We start from the raw sequence: 16,744 nt of genomic DNA on the forward strand, positions 1-16,744 counted from the left end.
AAGCCGGCCATGACGGAAAATCCGATTAGCTATTGAGCAGTTTCATCGCCGCTTCGTGTACGCGCGGATCGCCGGCCGCGATGATGCGGCCACCGCCCTGGGCGGGCTTGCCTTCCCAGGTGGTGACGATGCCGCCGGCGCCGGTGATGATCGGGATCAATGCCGCGATATCGTAGGGTTTCAGTTCGGTCTCGATGACGAGATCGAGATGGCCGGCGGCGAGCATGCAGTAGGAATAGCAATCGCCGCCATAGCGCGTCAGCCGCACCGCGTCCTCGACGCGGCCGAAGGCGGTGCGGTCGGCGGCGTTCATCAGCAGTGGGCTGGTCGTGAACGAGGTTGCCTCGGCGAGCGAGGCGCAGCGCCGCACCGCCAGCTTCCGCGTCCCCGACGGCCCATGGTAATGCGCCGAACCGCTGTCGCCGGAAAAGCGCTCGCCGATAAAGGGCTGGTGCATCATTCCGAACACCGGCGTGCCCCGGTGCAATAGCGCGATCAGCGTGCCCCAGATCGGAAAGCCCGCGATGAAGGACTTGGTGCCATCGATCGGGTCCAGCACCCAGACATATTCGGCATCTTCGCGCTCGCTGCCGAATTCCTCGCCGACGATGCCGTGCTGGGGGAAGTTCGCCTTGATCAGCCGCCGCATCACCGCTTCCGCGGCGCGGTCGGCCTCGGTCACCGGATCGAAATCGTGGCTGCTGCTCTTGTTCTCGACGGATAGCGTGGTCCGAAAGAACGGCAGGATGGTTTCCCCGGACGAGGTCGCAAGCCGGCCGATGAAGGCTGTAAAATCGATAACCGTCACGGCTGTTCCTTTGGGGATGGCGCGGGATAGAGCATTGCGCGACTCTTGCCTGGCGCATTTTCGAGCGAAGTGGACACCGGCTCGCGTGACGAAAGCGCGTCAAAACAGGAATCTGGAGCTTCGGTTCTGACTCGATCAGAACCGATCATGCTCTAGCCCAATCCTTCTCATCGCGCACGAGGGGCCGAGGCCTATCGCCGGCTACGTTGGAGCTTTTTCGTCTGCTCGAATCGGCCCCGGCAATAGTGTATTTTCAGACACCGCAGCCGTTCACGAATTAGAGAGATTAATAGCAAGCGTTGCGCAGCAGGGCCAATGCGGTCGCGCTTTATCCCCTAAATATTTGAAATTATTGTAAAAAAATGGAGGTAGTGGTTTTCTTGTCACGCCGTCCAGCTCTGTGAATTTTGCATGGGAAAAGAGTCAAAAACCCTTGCACTTTGTGCAGCGCGGTCGCATATTGTTGCGGTGCGGTAGCGCCTCGCGCTATCGCTGCCCTCCTTGGGCGTTTCCTCCCTAGACTTGGGCCGCTTGTTCATTCAAGCGGCCCTTTTTTCTTGCGCTATGTTTTTCTGATGCGCTTTCTGGATGCAGCCGGGAAACGCTCGCCTATTCAGCCGCCGCCTGGAACGGTCCGAGTTCGCCGAGCGGAACCGTGGCCAGCGCATCCGCCAGCACATTGAAATCGGCGGCGACCCGCGAAAAGCCCGGGCTGCGTTCGCGCCGGCGCTCGTCCATGTAGATCGCGCGGTTGAGCTCGAGCTGGATGGCGTGCAGGCCGGAGGCCGGATTGCCGTAATGCTCGGTGATGAAGCCGCCCGCATAGGGCTTGTTGCGCCCGACCGAATAACCCAGCCCTCGCATGGTTTCCTCGACCATGTCGGGCAGCAGCGACGCACAGCTCGTTCCGTAGCGGTCGCCGATCACCACGTCGGGCCGCCGCGGCTCGTCGCGCGATACGCCGACCGAGGGCATCGAATGGCAGTCCACCACCACGACGGCGCCGAACGCCTGGTGCGCCTTGTTGATCAGCCGCCGCAGCGCGCGGTGATAGGGCTTGTAGAGTGCCTCGATCCGCGCCAGCGCGTCGTCGACCGAAAGCCGCTCGCGATAGATTTCCTGACCATCGCCGACCACGCGCGGGATGGTGCCGAGCCCGCCGGCCACCCGCATCGATCTCGTATTGGCGAAACTCGGCAATCTGCCAGAGAACATCCGCGGATCGAGCTCGTAGGGCTCCCGGTTGACGTCGACATAGGAGCGCGGGAAGTGGACCCGGACGGTCGGAAAACCCTGGCCGCTGAGGCCTGCGATCAACTCGTCCATGAAGGAATCTTCGGAGCGGCGCAGCGCCGGCAGATCGATCCGCGAGGCGTCGAGGAATTCGGCCGGGTAGACCGAGCCGGAATGCGGCGAGTTGAAAATGATCGGCGCCCGCCAGTTGGCCGGCTCCACGATTTCGAACGGAGGCGACAGTTCGCCATCATGCTGGGTCATCGTCGGGCGCCGTCCCTGGAATCCGCGGCTCTGGCGATTGATTCTGCCAGAAAAGCGGAGCTTTTATGAGCGCGCATTGTCTGTAATCACAACCATTCTGCCAAGCGAAAAAACCCTTCAACCCGCTGGAATGTCTCTCGACAACCGCAAAACGCCCGTCTTCATTGCATTGGGCCGCATTCCGGTCCAGAAATAAGATAGCAAGCCTCCGGCCGTTCACCGGAGCCCTTCACCCGAAATTTACCCTCTGTCGGGCTAAGTGAGCGGACTGATCCTCCCATCGGGAATCAACGATCCACGCCATGCACAAAATCCTCCTCGCCGAAGACGACAACGACATGCGCCGTTTCCTGGTCAAGGCGCTGGAAAACGCCGGTTTTCAGGTTTCGCCCCACGACAACGGCATGTCGGCCTATCAGCGGCTGCGCGAGGAGCCGTTCGAGATGCTGCTGACCGATATCGTGATGCCCGAAATGGACGGCATCGAGCTGGCGCGGCGGGCCTCGGAACTCGACCCCGATATCAAGATCATGTTCATCACCGGCTTTGCCGCGGTCGCGCTGAACTCGGATTCCGAGGCGCCCAAAAACGCGAAAGTCCTCTCCAAGCCGGTCCATCTTCGCGAATTGGTCAGCGAAGTGAACAAGATGCTGGCGGCCTAATTCGGCCCCAATAGCCTTGCGGCATCCTTGCCTGACCGCTTTGGAGCCGATATACGGACCCCACCCGTGAAGTCAGGTTAAGGGCGCGTAGCTCAGCGGGAGAGCACCTCGTTGACATCGAGGGGGTCACAGGTTCGATCCCTGTCGCGCCCACCATCTCCAGGCAGTTGATGTCATTGGGTTTCCCGTCCGTCTAAGGCTTCATCGCTAAATCGAGAACTCAGCTTGGTCCCACTCTGGTCCCAGTTGGAGAAAATCGATGGCGAGCATCCGCAAACATAGAGACAAATGGCAAGTCCGTATTAGACGGGCAGGCCTCCAACCCTTGTCCAAGTCGTTCTCCCTTAGGAAAGACGGGGCAGAATGGGCAAGACAGATGGAGGTGAAAGCCGATCGAGCCGAGCTTCCAACCGACCTGAAGGCCCTGCAGCGGATCACCCTGGCTGACTTGGTTGTTCGCTACCGAGACACGGTGAGCGTGAAGAAACGAGGGTACGAGAATGAACGTATTTCTCTCACCGCATTCCTCCATCACCCGATATGCTCCAAGCGACTCTCAGATCTTCGTACGGAAGACTTTGCAGCGTACCGGGACCAGATGCTGCAGACGGTCAAACCCACCTCACTGAAGCGCTACCTCGACCCCATCCATAATCTATTCGAAGTCGCAAGACACGAGTGGGGAGTGCCACTCAGAGACAATCCCCTCGGCAGGCTGAAACTGAAGGCTCCCTCTCAGCGGCGAGAACGACGACTGCTGAGTGGAGAATGGGAACGTATCCTTGAGGCGGCTCGCCTCTGCCGCAACCCTTGGATCGAACCTATCATTCGGCTCGCGCTGGCAACGGGAATGAGGAGAGGGGAGGTCCTGGCTCTTGAAGACAACCAGATCGATCTAGAGCGACGATCACTCCTCATCAGAAAGACGAAGAACGGTCATGCACGGACTATTCCGCTGACCGTCGAAGCAGTGAGAATTCTGGGACAATTGCTGAGGGGACGGCTAGGACCTCTATTTCCTATCACGAGGAATGCCTTCCGCTTGGCGTGGGAGCGCCTCCGGGAGAGAGCGGATCTTGGGGACTTTCATTTTCACGACCTGCGCCACGAAGCTATCAGTCGATTCTTTGAACTCGGATTGAATCCGCCCGAGGTTGCTCTCATCAGCGGCCACCGGGATATGCGACAACTCTTTCGCTACACGCATCCTCTTCGAGAAGGCATCATCGACAAGATGGACAGGTCCACTTCATGATCGACGCCAGATCGGCTTTACTGCAAGGTCTCCACTGATGTCCGATACTTACATGTTCGAAGACAATCTCGACAAATCGATACCGATCGATTGGAGCGCCAGACTTCCTGACTTCCAAGACGTTGTGGCGGAGCTGACGACCAAGACTATCGCTTTCCACCGCCTTGAAGCAGTTAGGCCGGTCAAGCCAACGACACGAGAGAAGATAAGAAAGACGATCGATTGCCTGCTGGCTAATCTTGTCAAGGCAGCCGTAGCCAGCCCCGAGTGCTTCCTGGCAATTCCGCAGAGTTCCGGTGCCTTCACACAATCGCGGTACAACAATCATGGGATTGGGTACGACAATACGAAGAGAGTGGTCGACTACCTGAAGGGGTGCTCACCCCAACTCGTATCCTACAATATCGGCTTCAATGACCGAAGCAGGTCTGGTGCCAGAACATACGTGACCAGAATAAGAGCCCTTCCGGCCCTGCTGGGTCGTCAGACGTCTCCTTCCCAGTCAGGAAATGACCAGAATGGACAGTCATTGGCTGAGCTTATCCTTAATATCCCCCTACCCATTACTAGTAGGAAACCTCTGACTGGGATGTCTGTGGTTCATACCCTTTCCGAGACCATTCGACTCAAGGACACTCAGAAGAAGCTTGTCTCGTACCAGGGCGACGAAACCACGGAGGGAATGAGGGCCAGACTGAAACGATGGAATGACTACGCGGGTCATCAATGCATTGATCTATTTCTTACGGACGACCAATTGCTACACATGTACGATCAGCCATCTGAGGAGGAAGAGGCCGAGGATGAACCGTTCAGGGAAGAAGAAGATCGTCCTCGCTTCGTCGACCTCACTAGGAATCGCCTTTACCGCGTCTTTAACAACGGCAGCTTCGACCAGGGTGGACGGTTCTACGGAGGCTGGTGGCAGAGGGTCCCGAGCAAATATCGCAGGTCCATAGTCATCAATTGGACACCCACCAGAGAACTCGACTATTCGGGCCTACATGCCGCGATGCTGTATGCCTTGGGTGGGCTTCACCTTGAGCAATATCCCTACTCACTCGACGGGGTCAATCCAGATTACAAAAAGCTAATCAAGTCGACCTTCTTCAAGCTAATCAATGCTCAGGAGGGACAAGCGATAAGAGCCCCGCGTCCGGGAAGGCTTCCGCCCAGGCTAACATGGCCCCAACTTCAGGAGGCAATCAAGGACAAGCACCATAGGATCGCTCAACACTTCAATTCTGGGGTAGGACTAAAACTTCAGAAAAAAGACTCGGAGATCGCAGAAGACGTAATGTTTAGGATGGGCGAGCAAGATTGCCCCGCTCTACCAATACACGACAGTTTCATCACCTATTGGGCCGCGTACAATAATCTGAAGCGGGCAATGATGGAGACCTATCACCGGCACATGAATTCAGAGATTTCAGTGACGATCGACGACTCCTTCTTTGATACGATTTTAGGACAGGACAACCCAACCGACCCAAATGACACTGACGTTGAGCAGGCCCACTGGGAAGATGTTGCACAAAATGCTCCGGGGTATGAAGGCTATCGTGCAAGGAAGGCTGATTTCCTCGCTCGGCAAACTCCCGAGCGAAGGGACTATCTCGAAGACAGGCGTATTGGGTAGCAGCGCTTGCGTCGGGTCGGCGATCGCAGGACATTCTCGGCATCCCAGTCGACAGAGGGGCGTCCTGTGTTGAAGCGAGATCGCGAGACTGCGGGCCGAATAGGGAGAGGCTAGGCAGATGATTTTTAGGCAACAATGAGGTGGCCCAACACCTATGGCCAACCTTCATTGCGAAGGGCTTTGATATCACTAAGATTTTCAGATTTCGGATCTTAAATTAAGATATTTTTCTGACCCCTAGTTATGGGTCATTTTATCCCCCGACATTACCCCCAACCTTCCTATGATCTTAGGGACTCTACTAAGGAAGCCGACTTCGGATCGTACACAAAATTCGAAATAGTGCCGGCTCTGATCTTCTGAACTACCTCGTCGATTACGAAGAGCGGAACGAGAAACCATTCGCGCGGTACTATTGGTTGCCCGAAGCGGTCCTTAATCTCAATATCGAGACGCGCCGACTCAAATACCCGGTGGATCAGTTTTTCCAGTTTCGTGCGACTGATGTTGTAAAGCTCATAGTTAGCAACGACATCCACATCTGCCATGAGAAATGTCGGCTGGAGTCTCGCACCAGCGATACGCTGATCGACGCTCATACTTGTCACGCCGATTTTATGGATCAGGTCACGATTCGCCGCGACCACCGGATGTTCGGACTTGCTTCGCAGCACGTAGATAGTGCCCGTTGCCTGATCATCCTCTGCGTACTGGTCAGAGAAGAGCGGACCCGCAACCGGATCGGTAATTCGTCGGCCCGCTTCGTCTTTGTGCAACGCCCGTTGAAGCGAGCGCATGAGCATGTTGCTTTCGGTCCTATTATCGAAGATCACGCGGAGACGCGCGTCCGTACGGCCTTGGGTGTTTGTAAATACCTTACCCATCTTGGCGACATACGCCTTCTGCCCTCCGACAATAAACATTGTGCCGGGCGCAATCTCCGCCTTTAATTCAAATGGTCGAGTCCCTCTGATGCCGGATTCGATCTCTTTCTGAACCTGCTGAAAGATTGGCTTGAACCGATCAAAATCCTCGCATTTCTGACGGTTAGCAATTTCTTCAGCCGCGCGTTTCTCCGTGCTGGTACGGACATGGCGGAGTTGGGTGATATCAGACGAACCTGCTGCGCCCTCCAATTCGGCGAGCAACTCGTCCTCACTCATCAACCCTTCATACACGGCAGGGGCAGCTTCTGATTTGGTTAGTAGGCCCTGATGATCAAGAGGCTTGAGAAGGAATCGACATTCCTCAAGCGCGCAAAGCCGGTCAAGACGGACGGCGTAAAGCCTTTCGAAGATGTCGCGGTCCTCGCCGTGTTGGGGCGCACGTCCATGCTCTTGGGCAAAACGCTGGATGTCCTCAAAGCCCGCGAGGATACGCTCGTGGCGCAGGGAGTGCCCACCCTTCTTATCCGGCTGTGCGAAATCATCAAGTTCGGAGCGCAGATCGTCGAGGTCAGTCATAGCGACCCTCATCCTTGAACCGGACGAAAGCGGCAGCGCCCTCAGCCATCCGCTTCTCCCAGGCATCTGATGAGCTGATCGAGGGGAGACGACCCCGTTCCTTTTTGAATTTAACAGCCCGGAACGCTAGGTCTTTAGCCTCCTCCGGTGTCAGGCTTGTACGCTTAGCCGCAATTGCCGCCGCTACCTGCTTCAAGCTATCCTCGCTCATCGACTTAGCGAGGATCGCATAGGCTTCTCCGAACGGGTTGACACGGTCGATTAAGTCAATGTCCAGTTCGCGCACATCCATCGCAAACTTGCGTACGCCGTCAATCAAGGCAGTATTGGAATTCTGTTCCGCGTCACGTTCTCCGATCGCAAGCTGCTTGGCTTGTTGCGTCAGGTTGAGGGCAGCGATGGCGTGCTGACGAACCGCCTCCTGATCCCCCTCATCGAGTCCGGGGTATTTGTCCTTGATTATCTTGCCCATCCGGACCCTGGTCAGTTCCTCGGGCACAAGCTCATCATCAAATATACCGCGTTCGATAGCGGTCTTGTCCTGAACGAAAGCAGCAATCACCTCGGTCAGGTCCTCCTGGCATATCCGCGCGGCTTCCTTGCTCTTGGGTTCGGTCAGACCTTTGATCTCGATCTGGAATTGACCGGTCTGGTGATTGAAGCCTACGTTACATTTCTTTGGATCGTATCCCTGATCGCCGTAGTCGAAACCGTCGATCGGCCCGCTAGTAGGATTCTTCGGCGTGAAGTTGAAACGCGGTGCAAGGACCTGCTCCATAAGAAGGCTGGCCGCGATGGCTTTGAGTGTATCGTTAACCGCCTCTCTAACGGCCTCCTCGGTGGCGTCGGGTTCCGCGATCAGGTTGGTAAAGCGCGCACGGGTCTTGCCAGGCGCATCTCTGGTAGCGCGGCCGATGATCTGCACAATCTCTGTTAGACTCGATCGATAGCCAACCGTCAGCGCATGCTCACACCAAATCCAGTCAAAACCTTCCTTCGCCATGCCAAGTGCGATGATGAAGTCTACATACTCGCGATTGTTCTTCTGTGCTGAGTCCTTCAGCGATGCTGAAACGCGGTCGCGCTTTGCGGTGTCGTCATCGACCAAGTCGGCGATCTTGAGCACACGGCCATCGGGCCTCTTGACCAACTGAAAGCCGGTGACCGGATCAGTTCCCTGCCATTCGCCCAACTCCTCGATGATATGCTCGACCTCCCTGATTTTGTCTTTCGTGCTTTCTCGCGAATTGACACTCGGAATGTGGACGATCGTCTTCTCGGTCGGGTCGAGCACTTTTAGGATGTCGTCGGCATAGGAGCCCGAGTAGAAGAAATAGCCGATGTCGAGTTGTTTCAGATATTCGTAGCCATTCAGCTGCTCGTAGTAGGTGTACGTGACCGTATCGAACTTCTCCTCGTCCTCCGGTGAAAGCACCGCCACAGCATCGCCCCGGAAATAGGAGCCTGTCATTGCGACGATGTGCACCTTGTCGCGGGCAATGAACTGGCCGAGATGTAGGCCGAGCTTATTGTCGGGGCTGACCGAAACGTGGTGAAACTCGTCAACGGCAATCAACCGGTCGTCGAATTTCTCAACACCAAACTTGTCCACGGCGAAACGAAAGGTCGCATGGGTGCAGACGAGCACCTTGTCCTCGCTTTCGAGGAAGGCTCCAACTGAACTAACCTTGCCGCCTTCGGATCCTGGCGCGTTGCAGAGGTTCCATTTTGGCTGAACGGTCCAGTCGGCCCAAAAGCCTAACTTGGTTAGCGGCTCGTCGCTGAAGCTCGCGCCGATGGATCTTTCCGGCACAACGATGATCGCCTGCTTGAGACCCTGATTATAAAGTTTGTCGAGAGCAATGAACATGAGCGCGCGGCTCTTACCCGAAGCGGGGGGCGACTTGATTAGAAGGTATTGCTCACCGCGGCGTTCGTAGGCGCGCTCCTGCATTGGTCGCATTCCAAACGCATTTGCGCGCGTTGATGCCCCAGTCCTGGCGTAGGTAACGGAAACAGAAGGCACGTGGCCTGAAGAAATCATCGTCGGCCGACGAAGTTTGGCCGCTCGAAAGAACGCCTCGTCCGCCTCCGAAATGTCGGAAGTGTCGATCGCTCCATCTGGCAACGCAGCCAACTCAGATAAGCGCTTTTTTGAGATAGGCATCGAAGTGCTTTCTTTCATTCGCTGTCGCCTTGCGGGCGCTAATGATGCGGATTTTTCCACACTGTTCGGTGTGAATCAGACAGACAACGACAACGCCGCCCAAGAGGCCAAAGCTCTTTTCGCGGTACTCGCCATCGCTGTCATCCGGACCTGTCAGCACTGGCCCATTGAAAATAGAAGCAGCCTCCTCGAAAGACAGACCATGTTTATGCTTATTCGCAGCGTTCTTCGCTGGGTCCCAGTCAAACCCATCCATTCAAGCCCCCCGGCGATCCCAGTACCTTCAATGTATGTTTCCATTCACACTCCGTCCAGAGCCACTAAGCCTCTCACTTAAGGATTTGGTGCCACTTTAGCGTCCGCTCTTACCTTTACCGCCCGTAATTTGATGTAGAGGTCGAACAGCTTTTCGAGCCGCTCCGTATCGTTCTTGAAGCGACGGCCGATATATATGCGCTCGAGTATCTCGTCGTTGCGCTCGTGGGCCTCGCGCAGGTCGGCAGGCATATTGTCGGGATCGTAAAGATCGGCGAGCGTCGCGGGAAAATGCGCCTCGCGCGCCAACAAAATATCCTCGGCGCAGCGAGTCAGGTCGATCTTATTCTTTTCAGTCAGAGTTGGAACTGGGAAGGTGTTATAGCAAAGAGCTGAGGAATAGCGCAGACGCATTTCCAACCTACCTGCTAAGGTGCGAACCCACGACATGTGAACTAGGCTTAGCAAGATGGACAAGTGCCATAATGAAGCATCATAAATCACTTGAGCTGAATCACTGACGATGCAGTTTTCGGAAAGAACGCCGAAAGGAATGTATAGTCTCCGTTCTGAAGAGACTCGCGGAGCGATGATCAGATGAGAGCTCGCTTGGTGTGTGTAGCGAAACTGATGCGGGCGTGAGACAAGACCGCTCGCGACCTGCCCACCGCCCGACCGAAATTGGCGTACTTTTTCGATCCTGTCTCGAATTTCGGGGATTGCGCTTGCCGCCGAAAGACTTTGATCGTCAATCCACAGGCAATACCGCTGCTCGTTGTTGAGGTATTCGTTTGATCCATACAGCCGCTTGATCAAGTTAGCGGCATCCGGATGGTCGCTTAGCAGCTTGGACCGTTCGTTGGCCGAGAGAATTAGATTGCCGCCATCGTAAGGGCTGTTGCCGGTAATAATCGGCATTAACTTGGAAAGTGGAGCCAAGGACTGAGAAACGACTATTTCATTTCCAGGCACCAAGTATGGGCCAATGCAACCCACCTCCCTCGCAAGTCCATCTTCAAACAGCATCTTCTGCTTTCGCCCACGCCTTTCAAGCCCAATGATTGAGCAAGCGACCGCTGCATTGTTCGCGGCGTTGTTGGTCCATCGAAAATCCTTATGCGCGAAAGAAATCTCGATCCCAAGGTTGAAAATTCGAGGCCAGAGTTGATGGACTTGCGCTCCCTGATTTACTGAGTTTGTTGCCACAAAAGCTACTTTGGCTGCCTCACGGGCTACATACGCGGCGCCCTTTAGCAGCCAGGCCGAGACGTAGTCGAGTTCGCCAATCTTCTCACGCGTCCCGAAGACACTCGTTAGCTCAGCCTTTTGTTCTGCTGACTGGCCCTTCCCGCCTAAGTACGGGGGATTACCGCAGATATAGGTTTCGCCTTCTTCGCTCTCAAAATCGATCTGCGCCTGATCCAGCGGCGTATTAAACAGATCGTCCGAAGTGTGCTTCACGCTCGTCCCTGTCGGCGGACAGATGCTTAGCCAATCTAGCCGCAGCGCGTTGCCGCAGGTGATCCAGCTTTGCGCATCGAGTGGCAGGAACTCGGCTAGGGCTTCCTTCTGGCCGAGATAGAGCACGTCGCACTGATATTCGGCGATTATGAGCGCCAAGCGCGCAATCTCGGCTGGAAAGTCGCGCAGCTCGATTCCTCGGAAGCTGGTGAGCGGAATTTCGGTGTGCCTGTCAGTCTCGCCGCGTAACCGGTTGATCTCGGCTTCGATCGCCCTCATCTCCTTGTATGCGATGACTAAGAAGTTGCCTGATCCGCAGGCTGGATCGAACACCCTGATCTTCGACAGCCGTTTGCGCAGATTTAACAGTGTGCGAGGATTTTCACGTGCTTCCTCAAGCCGTGCGCGCAGGTCGTCGAGAAAGAGCGGATTGAGTACCCTCAGAATGTTCGGCACGCTGGTGTAGTGCATGCCGAGTGCACCGCGCTCTTCGTCTTCTGCGACCGCTTGGATCATCGATCCGAAGATGTCTGGGTTGATCTTCGTCCAGTCGAGATTGCCGATATGGAGCAGATAGGAGCGCGCAATTCGGCTGAAACGCGGCGCGTCCATATTGCCCGAGAACAAGCCACCGTTCACGTAGGGAAACGTTTCGGCCCATCGAGGTATATTGGCACTCGCCCTATCCTCAATCCTCGTGTTCATCGCGCGGAACAGCTCGCCAATTACCTCATGGGTGTTGGACGAGTCCCTCGCGCTCATCCGCTCGGTGGTGGCCGTGAAAAGGATCGTGCCGTTGAAAATGCCTGTGTCCTCGGCGAAGAAGCAAAAGATCAATCGCGCCATGAAATGGTTCATATCGCGGCGGCGTTCGGTTGTTCCCCACTCGGGATTGTCCTTCAGAAGCTCGATGTAGAGCCGGTTCAGACGGCTGGTCGCCCTGATGTCGAAAGAGCTCTCGCGGACCTGCTTGACGGTCGCGATTCCTGCCAGCGGTAGGAAGAAACCAAAGTGGTCCGGGAAGTCCTGATAAGCGCAGGCGACCGTCTCGCCGATCGTCAAATCCTCGGCCTCAAAGTCCAACCCATCCGTCGCAAGAATAAACCTCGCCTTAGCTTTGGTCGTGGCCGAACTTGCCCTTAGCGCGACAAGGGTCTTCGTTACCTCACCGGTTGGACAGACGGCGAGATGGATGTTGTTTGTCTGAAGAACGCCGCCCAGGTCAGACTTGTTTGATGCGCCCGAGCGTAGCCGCTTGATTGTCGTCGGCTTGTTTCCGAAGGCTTCAAGGAAGGCAAACGGGAATTCTTGAGCGTCGAAGGCCTGCTCAGCCAACGCGGAAATCGCTTCTTCAATCTCAACGGCGTTCAACTTCTTGCTCTTCTTTCTTAGGATGTTGCAGCATTTTCTTCGCGTCCCTTAGCAGGCTTTTTGTCCAACTCAGAGTATCTGGAATTTCTGCGCGAATTTGTCCAGGTTGGATTCGCAAAGCAAAGGACGCTGCGCCCCCCCGGTACCCCTACCTATCACGAAGGCCTCTATCGTCACAAATGCCTAAAAGAGGGTCTGCTGCTTCGGACCCCTAGAATGCTTATGCACTTTTGTTATGTAGAACGTTTTAGTCTCATAGGCTCCGACAAAATCATTGATTTCTTGCTCTGCAACGAGATCGACCGTCAGGGTGTCGCCCTGCCCAAACTCATATTCATGGTTTGCCAGCTTCTCAAAGAAACTGTCGTCGCGTATGTCGGCTGAGATTTTTTGACCCCGCCAGAGGAACTGCCACTTCCGTTTTGATTTTTCCAATACTGCCGTCAAGACGACAACGGGTGCTCGACTGTGGTATTCTTCTCTCTTCTTTGGGAGTGCGGGTAATTCAACTTCGGGAAGATCGCGAAGAGTGGCGAATTGATTTTTTTCAATGGGCATGACCGGTTGGTTAGGTGCAATCGGCCGACGAAAATCAACAGCGGTCACGTTGGAGTCACTTTCGACAATGCTGAAGAACTTACGAACCGTGCGCCGGACGGCTGCATCATGGTCCACTCGTTCGACGGTCTTAGCCGCGTCCTTCGGCAAAATGATCTTTTCACTTCCGTATTCAACAACGTAAGAATTCTCATCAACGACAATTGTCACCGTATCAGACATGAGTTTTGTGACGACGACGGCAATCAAAATTGGAAGGATCAACAGCGTAACTGGAGCATGTAGTAGTGTTTGAGTATCCTTTTGGAAGATCCGAATTATCGTTCTGATGCTACCTTGGTCAGAACTTATAAATTCGACTTCAATCTCTCGCCCGGGATTTGCGGAGGCATTGATGGCGCGATAAAGCTCGTCGAACGCCAGCAACGCATTCGCGAATGTTTGTGCATCGATTCCCGGACCCGCTATCTTGAAATACAGAAGGATCTCTTCGTCAGGGGACATTGTGTGGGACACCCTTAAATCGACGACCAAGCGGCAAACCGCGACACCAAACTATGACATGCGCGCCTTGGTCGAGGGAACCAGGAATTTCAACCGGATCACAAGCTGCGCTCTCAGGGCTGGAGTTGAGTTTGCGGTGCGACAAAGAGCGCGGCCACGGCAACGGCTCTTTTCAAGGCCTCTGACCAGGGTCGATTCCTGGACTCTGGAGAACCGCTGAGAGGCCTCCTGGTAGGCAGGGAAAGAGGGACGACGGCCACGACAAAACGAATCTAGGACTCGCTTTGAATCATGAGGTCCGGTGTGATGTGCAGGAGCTACTCGTAGGCATCAGGTGCTCTGAAGGAGAGTCCTACCTATGCCGGGGCGCTTTGGCATTCCAAGACTAAGGTATGAGGAGATTTCTGACAAGTGTGTACCCTCTATCGAGTTACCCAACCACTTCTTCCCAGGGGGCGAATCCACGACACACACTCTCTCTCGGTCATCTAGAGACAATGGGGTGAAAGATAATTTCTGTGAGAAAATGGGACGGTCAGATTCACCAAGAGAAGGCAAGGTCACCCCCCTCCTCCCCCCTTCAAGCACAGGTGGCCTGACCCTCCGACAAGCAAGCGGGGGGAGTAAGGTGGGAGTACGCCTAGGGCGTACGGCGAGTCTCACTACCTATCACAGCTCTAGCTGAAGACCCGTTGCTAGACTCTCGAAAGCCGCTGAGGGGGCTTGCGGGCAGATAGGGGAAGGGTAGCGGCCACAAGATAAACGAATCCACGAGTCTCCCTGAGTCTTAGAGGGCTATCCACGTCCTGAGCTGGCAATCATCCTTCCAGCAACTTCGGCGGAGGTACGCCTAGCGCCTTGGCTATTCTAACGAGAACCATCAGGCTTGGGTTGCGACGACCACGCTCTATCCCGCCGACATAGGTAAGATCGATCTCTGCCTCAAATGCCAATTCTTCCTGCGTCATGCCCTTCTGAAGTCGAAGGCGACGAACGTTCTTGCCGACGAGGACGCACCAATTCTGCATTGCAGGATCGGGCCTTGTCGGGCATATAGTCTCTAGGGATTATAGTCATTATTTGAGATTTATGTTTTGCCTCGCTCGAACGAAGGAGGAGAAGAAGATGATCTCCACTATCGGCGTTGCTTCTCTCTTCCTTGCAGCCATCTCTCATTTTCAAGAGTGGAAAGCCGCTAGCTGGTTCTTTGGAGGAGCCGGTGCTCTCGTCATGCTGCTCGAACTGATGGGTCGGAATTAATGAACAACCTCTCCCTGCGCTATGTCTGGATTATCCTGACAGTTTCAGTCCTTCTCTTCACCGCATGGATGTTCCGGTACGATGTACAGACCAGTACGTACCGTCCCTGCATCCTTCATGATCGGTGGACTAATACCGTCCAGGATTGCTGATAACTAAGGCCGGTGATCGAAACTCTGTTCTCCGAGTCAGCCACAATGATTGACGCAGGCCGGCTCCCTTACAAACCTTCCCACACTTCGGCGTCATGCTCGTGGTCGCCATGCCAGGGGTATCCCTCATCGGATGCCCGACAAATTTGAAAGCGGAATTCATAGCCACCAATGGTCGGCACTGAGGGTGCCTCAGAAAGAATCCTGCTCCAACTACCTATCACAATTCTAACGGAAGCCATTTGCTGAACTCTCGCCCTGCCAAGCCGAGAAAAGGGGCCTCCCTGAATCAACCCCGCTCAATCGGACGGCATGTTGCCAGATAGCGGACCGGTACTGGACGCGCTAAGATTCAGGGGATCATTCCAAAGAAGTGCACAAATGTTGATCACATGAGCTTCTTAAACTGGCCTGCGGAGGAGGTGCTTCCCAGCCGACGCGCTCAGCAACAGCGGCGCCGCGTGGTGTTAGACTTGCTCAAAAAGTTTGGTATCGCATTTCCTGAGATCACCTACGAACTCTTTTGGGAGTCTCCAACGATCAATGCCCAAGCTTGGCGGCTAGGATCGGATCGGTATGTTCGAGTATACGGCGGTTTGGTGAGATATCGCGCGATCAGCAAATGCGGATTGGCCCTAATGCTAGCGCATGAGACGGGACATCATTTAGGTGGTCTGCCGCGTGACCCTCACATGACTTGGATGACTTGGCAGGGCCAGGCTGATTATTGGGCTGCGCAAACGGCGATGCCGCTCGTCTTCGGTTCGAGAGCCAAGGAGATAACTCTGCGGGCAGCGAGAGAGCTTTTCATTCTGCAGCGAGACCTTAGCCGCATGATGGGTGGGGACGAACCTGACCTATCCGCCGCTTGTCGCGATCGCATTTTCCGCGCTGGAGTTTACAACCGTGAAATGCCATGCTGCGCAAAGCAGGAATTTCGAAAATGCTTTGGTTGCGACTTTCCAACCGCTTGATTTGCAAAAAAAAACTATCAATCAATGGAGGTTAGTATGGGGAGTTTGGTCCTGACGAAAGGTACTCGACATTTGATTAAACACTTCCAAAAGGAGTTTAGCCCGCCTCGTTTAGCCGATCTCAGAAACGATAATATTCTCGGAACCGCAACCGCAATTAAAACAGCGTTTGCTGACCCAAACAATGATCTTTTGGCGCTGACTCTCAACGTCAAACACAAACACTCGCCGAGAGGTGACAACAAGTGTTTGCTTCCAGACGACAGCTCCGGTGGGCAACCTCATCTGGAGGCAAGGTGGATCTATTTTTTGTCTAACAACTCGAACGTGCTCACCCCAAACAATCATCAGATCATTAGGGGGCTCATTTCGACGGTCCTAAATGATACTTCCTATGGCTATATCGATTTCGATTGTATCGAAGGTCCTACTCAGACAGTGCTTCCTTCAGATGAGTTCGACAACTCGGGCGCAAATCCGGTTAAGTATTTGCGGATTGTGTTGGTAACTCCTCCGATGAGTAAACTCTCCGGGACGAATTTAGAGTTGGACCCCCAGGGCGGTTATACTTTCAATCTTGTCCCTATCGACGGTAACGATGGTGCGGCGGCACAGGGCCAAAATCCCGATGCTGCGCCTAAGCCGGCCCAAGACTGACACTGTGGGGCACAATTTGGTTTACCTAACTGGGCCCAATCTGGTCCCACTTGGCTCCAAT

General features: G+C 54.9%; 14 protein-coding genes and 1 tRNA gene. 7 read left to right on the forward strand and 8 right to left on the reverse strand.

Annotated features, from left to right (window positions below):
• Nucleotides 1-25: 25 nt before the first annotated feature.
• Together hisN and B5525_RS16750 are read right to left on the reverse strand one after the other, a co-directional pair.
• The gene (hisN, locus tag B5525_RS16745) at nucleotides 26-808 is read right to left on the reverse strand and encodes a histidinol-phosphatase (protein ID WP_079566999.1); all 783 of its coding nucleotides are present in this window, start codon (nucleotides 806-808) and stop codon (nucleotides 26-28) included.
• Between the two features lie 609 nt (nucleotides 809-1,417).
• Nucleotides 1,418-2,305 carry an N-formylglutamate amidohydrolase gene (locus B5525_RS16750; protein WP_079567000.1) on the reverse strand — a complete coding sequence of 296 codons (888 nt, stop codon included), beginning with the start codon at nucleotides 2,303-2,305 and terminating at the stop codon, nucleotides 1,418-1,420.
• A 302-nt stretch (nucleotides 2,306-2,607) separates the two neighbouring features.
• On the opposite strand from B5525_RS16750, the gene cpdR reads away from it, so the two are divergent.
• From cpdR to B5525_RS16770, 4 genes are all read left to right on the forward strand, one after another.
• The gene (cpdR, locus tag B5525_RS16755) at nucleotides 2,608-2,967 is read left to right on the forward strand and encodes a cell cycle two-component system response regulator CpdR (protein WP_006610087.1); all 360 of its coding nucleotides are present in this window, start codon (nucleotides 2,608-2,610) and stop codon (nucleotides 2,965-2,967) included.
• A gap of 81 nt (nucleotides 2,968-3,048) precedes the next feature.
• Nucleotides 3,049-3,123 (forward strand) — tRNA-Val (locus B5525_RS16760).
• 220 nt (nucleotides 3,124-3,343) lie between these two features.
• Nucleotides 3,344-4,222, forward strand: a complete 879-nt coding sequence (locus B5525_RS16765) for a site-specific integrase (RefSeq protein ID WP_244567924.1) — start codon at nucleotides 3,344-3,346, stop codon at nucleotides 4,220-4,222.
• Between the two features lie 37 nt (nucleotides 4,223-4,259).
• The gene (locus B5525_RS16770; RefSeq protein ID WP_079567002.1) at nucleotides 4,260-5,861 is read left to right on the forward strand and encodes a hypothetical protein; all 1,602 of its coding nucleotides are present in this window, start codon (nucleotides 4,260-4,262) and stop codon (nucleotides 5,859-5,861) included.
• Between the two features lie 281 nt (nucleotides 5,862-6,142).
• Here the strand turns inward: B5525_RS16770 and B5525_RS16775 are convergent, their stop codons facing one another.
• The 6 genes from B5525_RS16775 to B5525_RS16800 form a co-directional block, all read right to left on the reverse strand.
• Nucleotides 6,143-7,324: a GIY-YIG nuclease family protein gene (locus B5525_RS16775; protein WP_154073265.1), complete on the reverse strand. Its 1,182-nt coding sequence runs from the start codon at nucleotides 7,322-7,324 to the stop codon at nucleotides 6,143-6,145.
• Nucleotides 7,317-9,368, reverse strand: a complete 2,052-nt coding sequence (locus B5525_RS16780) for a DEAD/DEAH box helicase (RefSeq protein ID WP_079573448.1) — start codon at nucleotides 9,366-9,368, stop codon at nucleotides 7,317-7,319. The genes B5525_RS16775 and B5525_RS16780 overlap by 8 nt, the downstream gene beginning before the upstream one ends.
• Nucleotides 9,369-9,462: 94 nt before the next feature.
• A complete protein-coding gene (locus B5525_RS16785; RefSeq protein WP_079567004.1) occupies nucleotides 9,463-9,747 on the reverse strand; it encodes a BrnT family toxin in 285 nt (94 codons plus the stop codon).
• A 77-nt stretch (nucleotides 9,748-9,824) separates the two neighbouring features.
• Nucleotides 9,825-12,578: a class I SAM-dependent DNA methyltransferase gene (locus B5525_RS16790; RefSeq protein WP_079567005.1), complete on the reverse strand. Its 2,754-nt coding sequence runs from the start codon at nucleotides 12,576-12,578 to the stop codon at nucleotides 9,825-9,827.
• A gap of 183 nt (nucleotides 12,579-12,761) precedes the next feature.
• Nucleotides 12,762-13,640: a hypothetical protein gene (locus B5525_RS16795; protein ID WP_079567006.1), complete on the reverse strand. Its 879-nt coding sequence runs from the start codon at nucleotides 13,638-13,640 to the stop codon at nucleotides 12,762-12,764.
• An 818-nt stretch (nucleotides 13,641-14,458) separates the two neighbouring features.
• A complete protein-coding gene (locus tag B5525_RS16800) occupies nucleotides 14,459-14,608 on the reverse strand; it encodes a helix-turn-helix domain-containing protein (RefSeq protein WP_244567925.1) in 150 nt (49 codons plus the stop codon).
• A 157-nt stretch (nucleotides 14,609-14,765) separates the two neighbouring features.
• Here B5525_RS16800 and B5525_RS47195 point away from each other — a divergent pair, with 157 nt between their 5' ends.
• The 3 genes from B5525_RS47195 (at nucleotide 14,766) to B5525_RS16810 (ending at nucleotide 16,683) form a co-directional block, all read left to right on the forward strand.
• Nucleotides 14,766-14,900, forward strand: coding sequence for a hypothetical protein (locus B5525_RS47195; RefSeq protein ID WP_276328852.1), 135 nt, complete (start codon nucleotides 14,766-14,768; stop codon nucleotides 14,898-14,900).
• A gap of 544 nt (nucleotides 14,901-15,444) precedes the next feature.
• On the forward strand, nucleotides 15,445-16,026 hold the full coding sequence (locus tag B5525_RS47830) for a M48 family metalloprotease (protein ID WP_079567008.1): 582 nt from the start codon (nucleotides 15,445-15,447) through the stop codon (nucleotides 16,024-16,026).
• 36 nt (nucleotides 16,027-16,062) lie between these two features.
• Nucleotides 16,063-16,683: a hypothetical protein gene (locus B5525_RS16810; protein ID WP_154073266.1), complete on the forward strand. Its 621-nt coding sequence runs from the start codon at nucleotides 16,063-16,065 to the stop codon at nucleotides 16,681-16,683.
• Nucleotides 16,684-16,744 lie beyond the last annotated feature (61 nt).

This window comes from Bradyrhizobium erythrophlei, assembly GCF_900129505.1.
GTDB lineage: Bacteria > Pseudomonadota > Alphaproteobacteria > Rhizobiales > Xanthobacteraceae > Bradyrhizobium > Bradyrhizobium erythrophlei_D.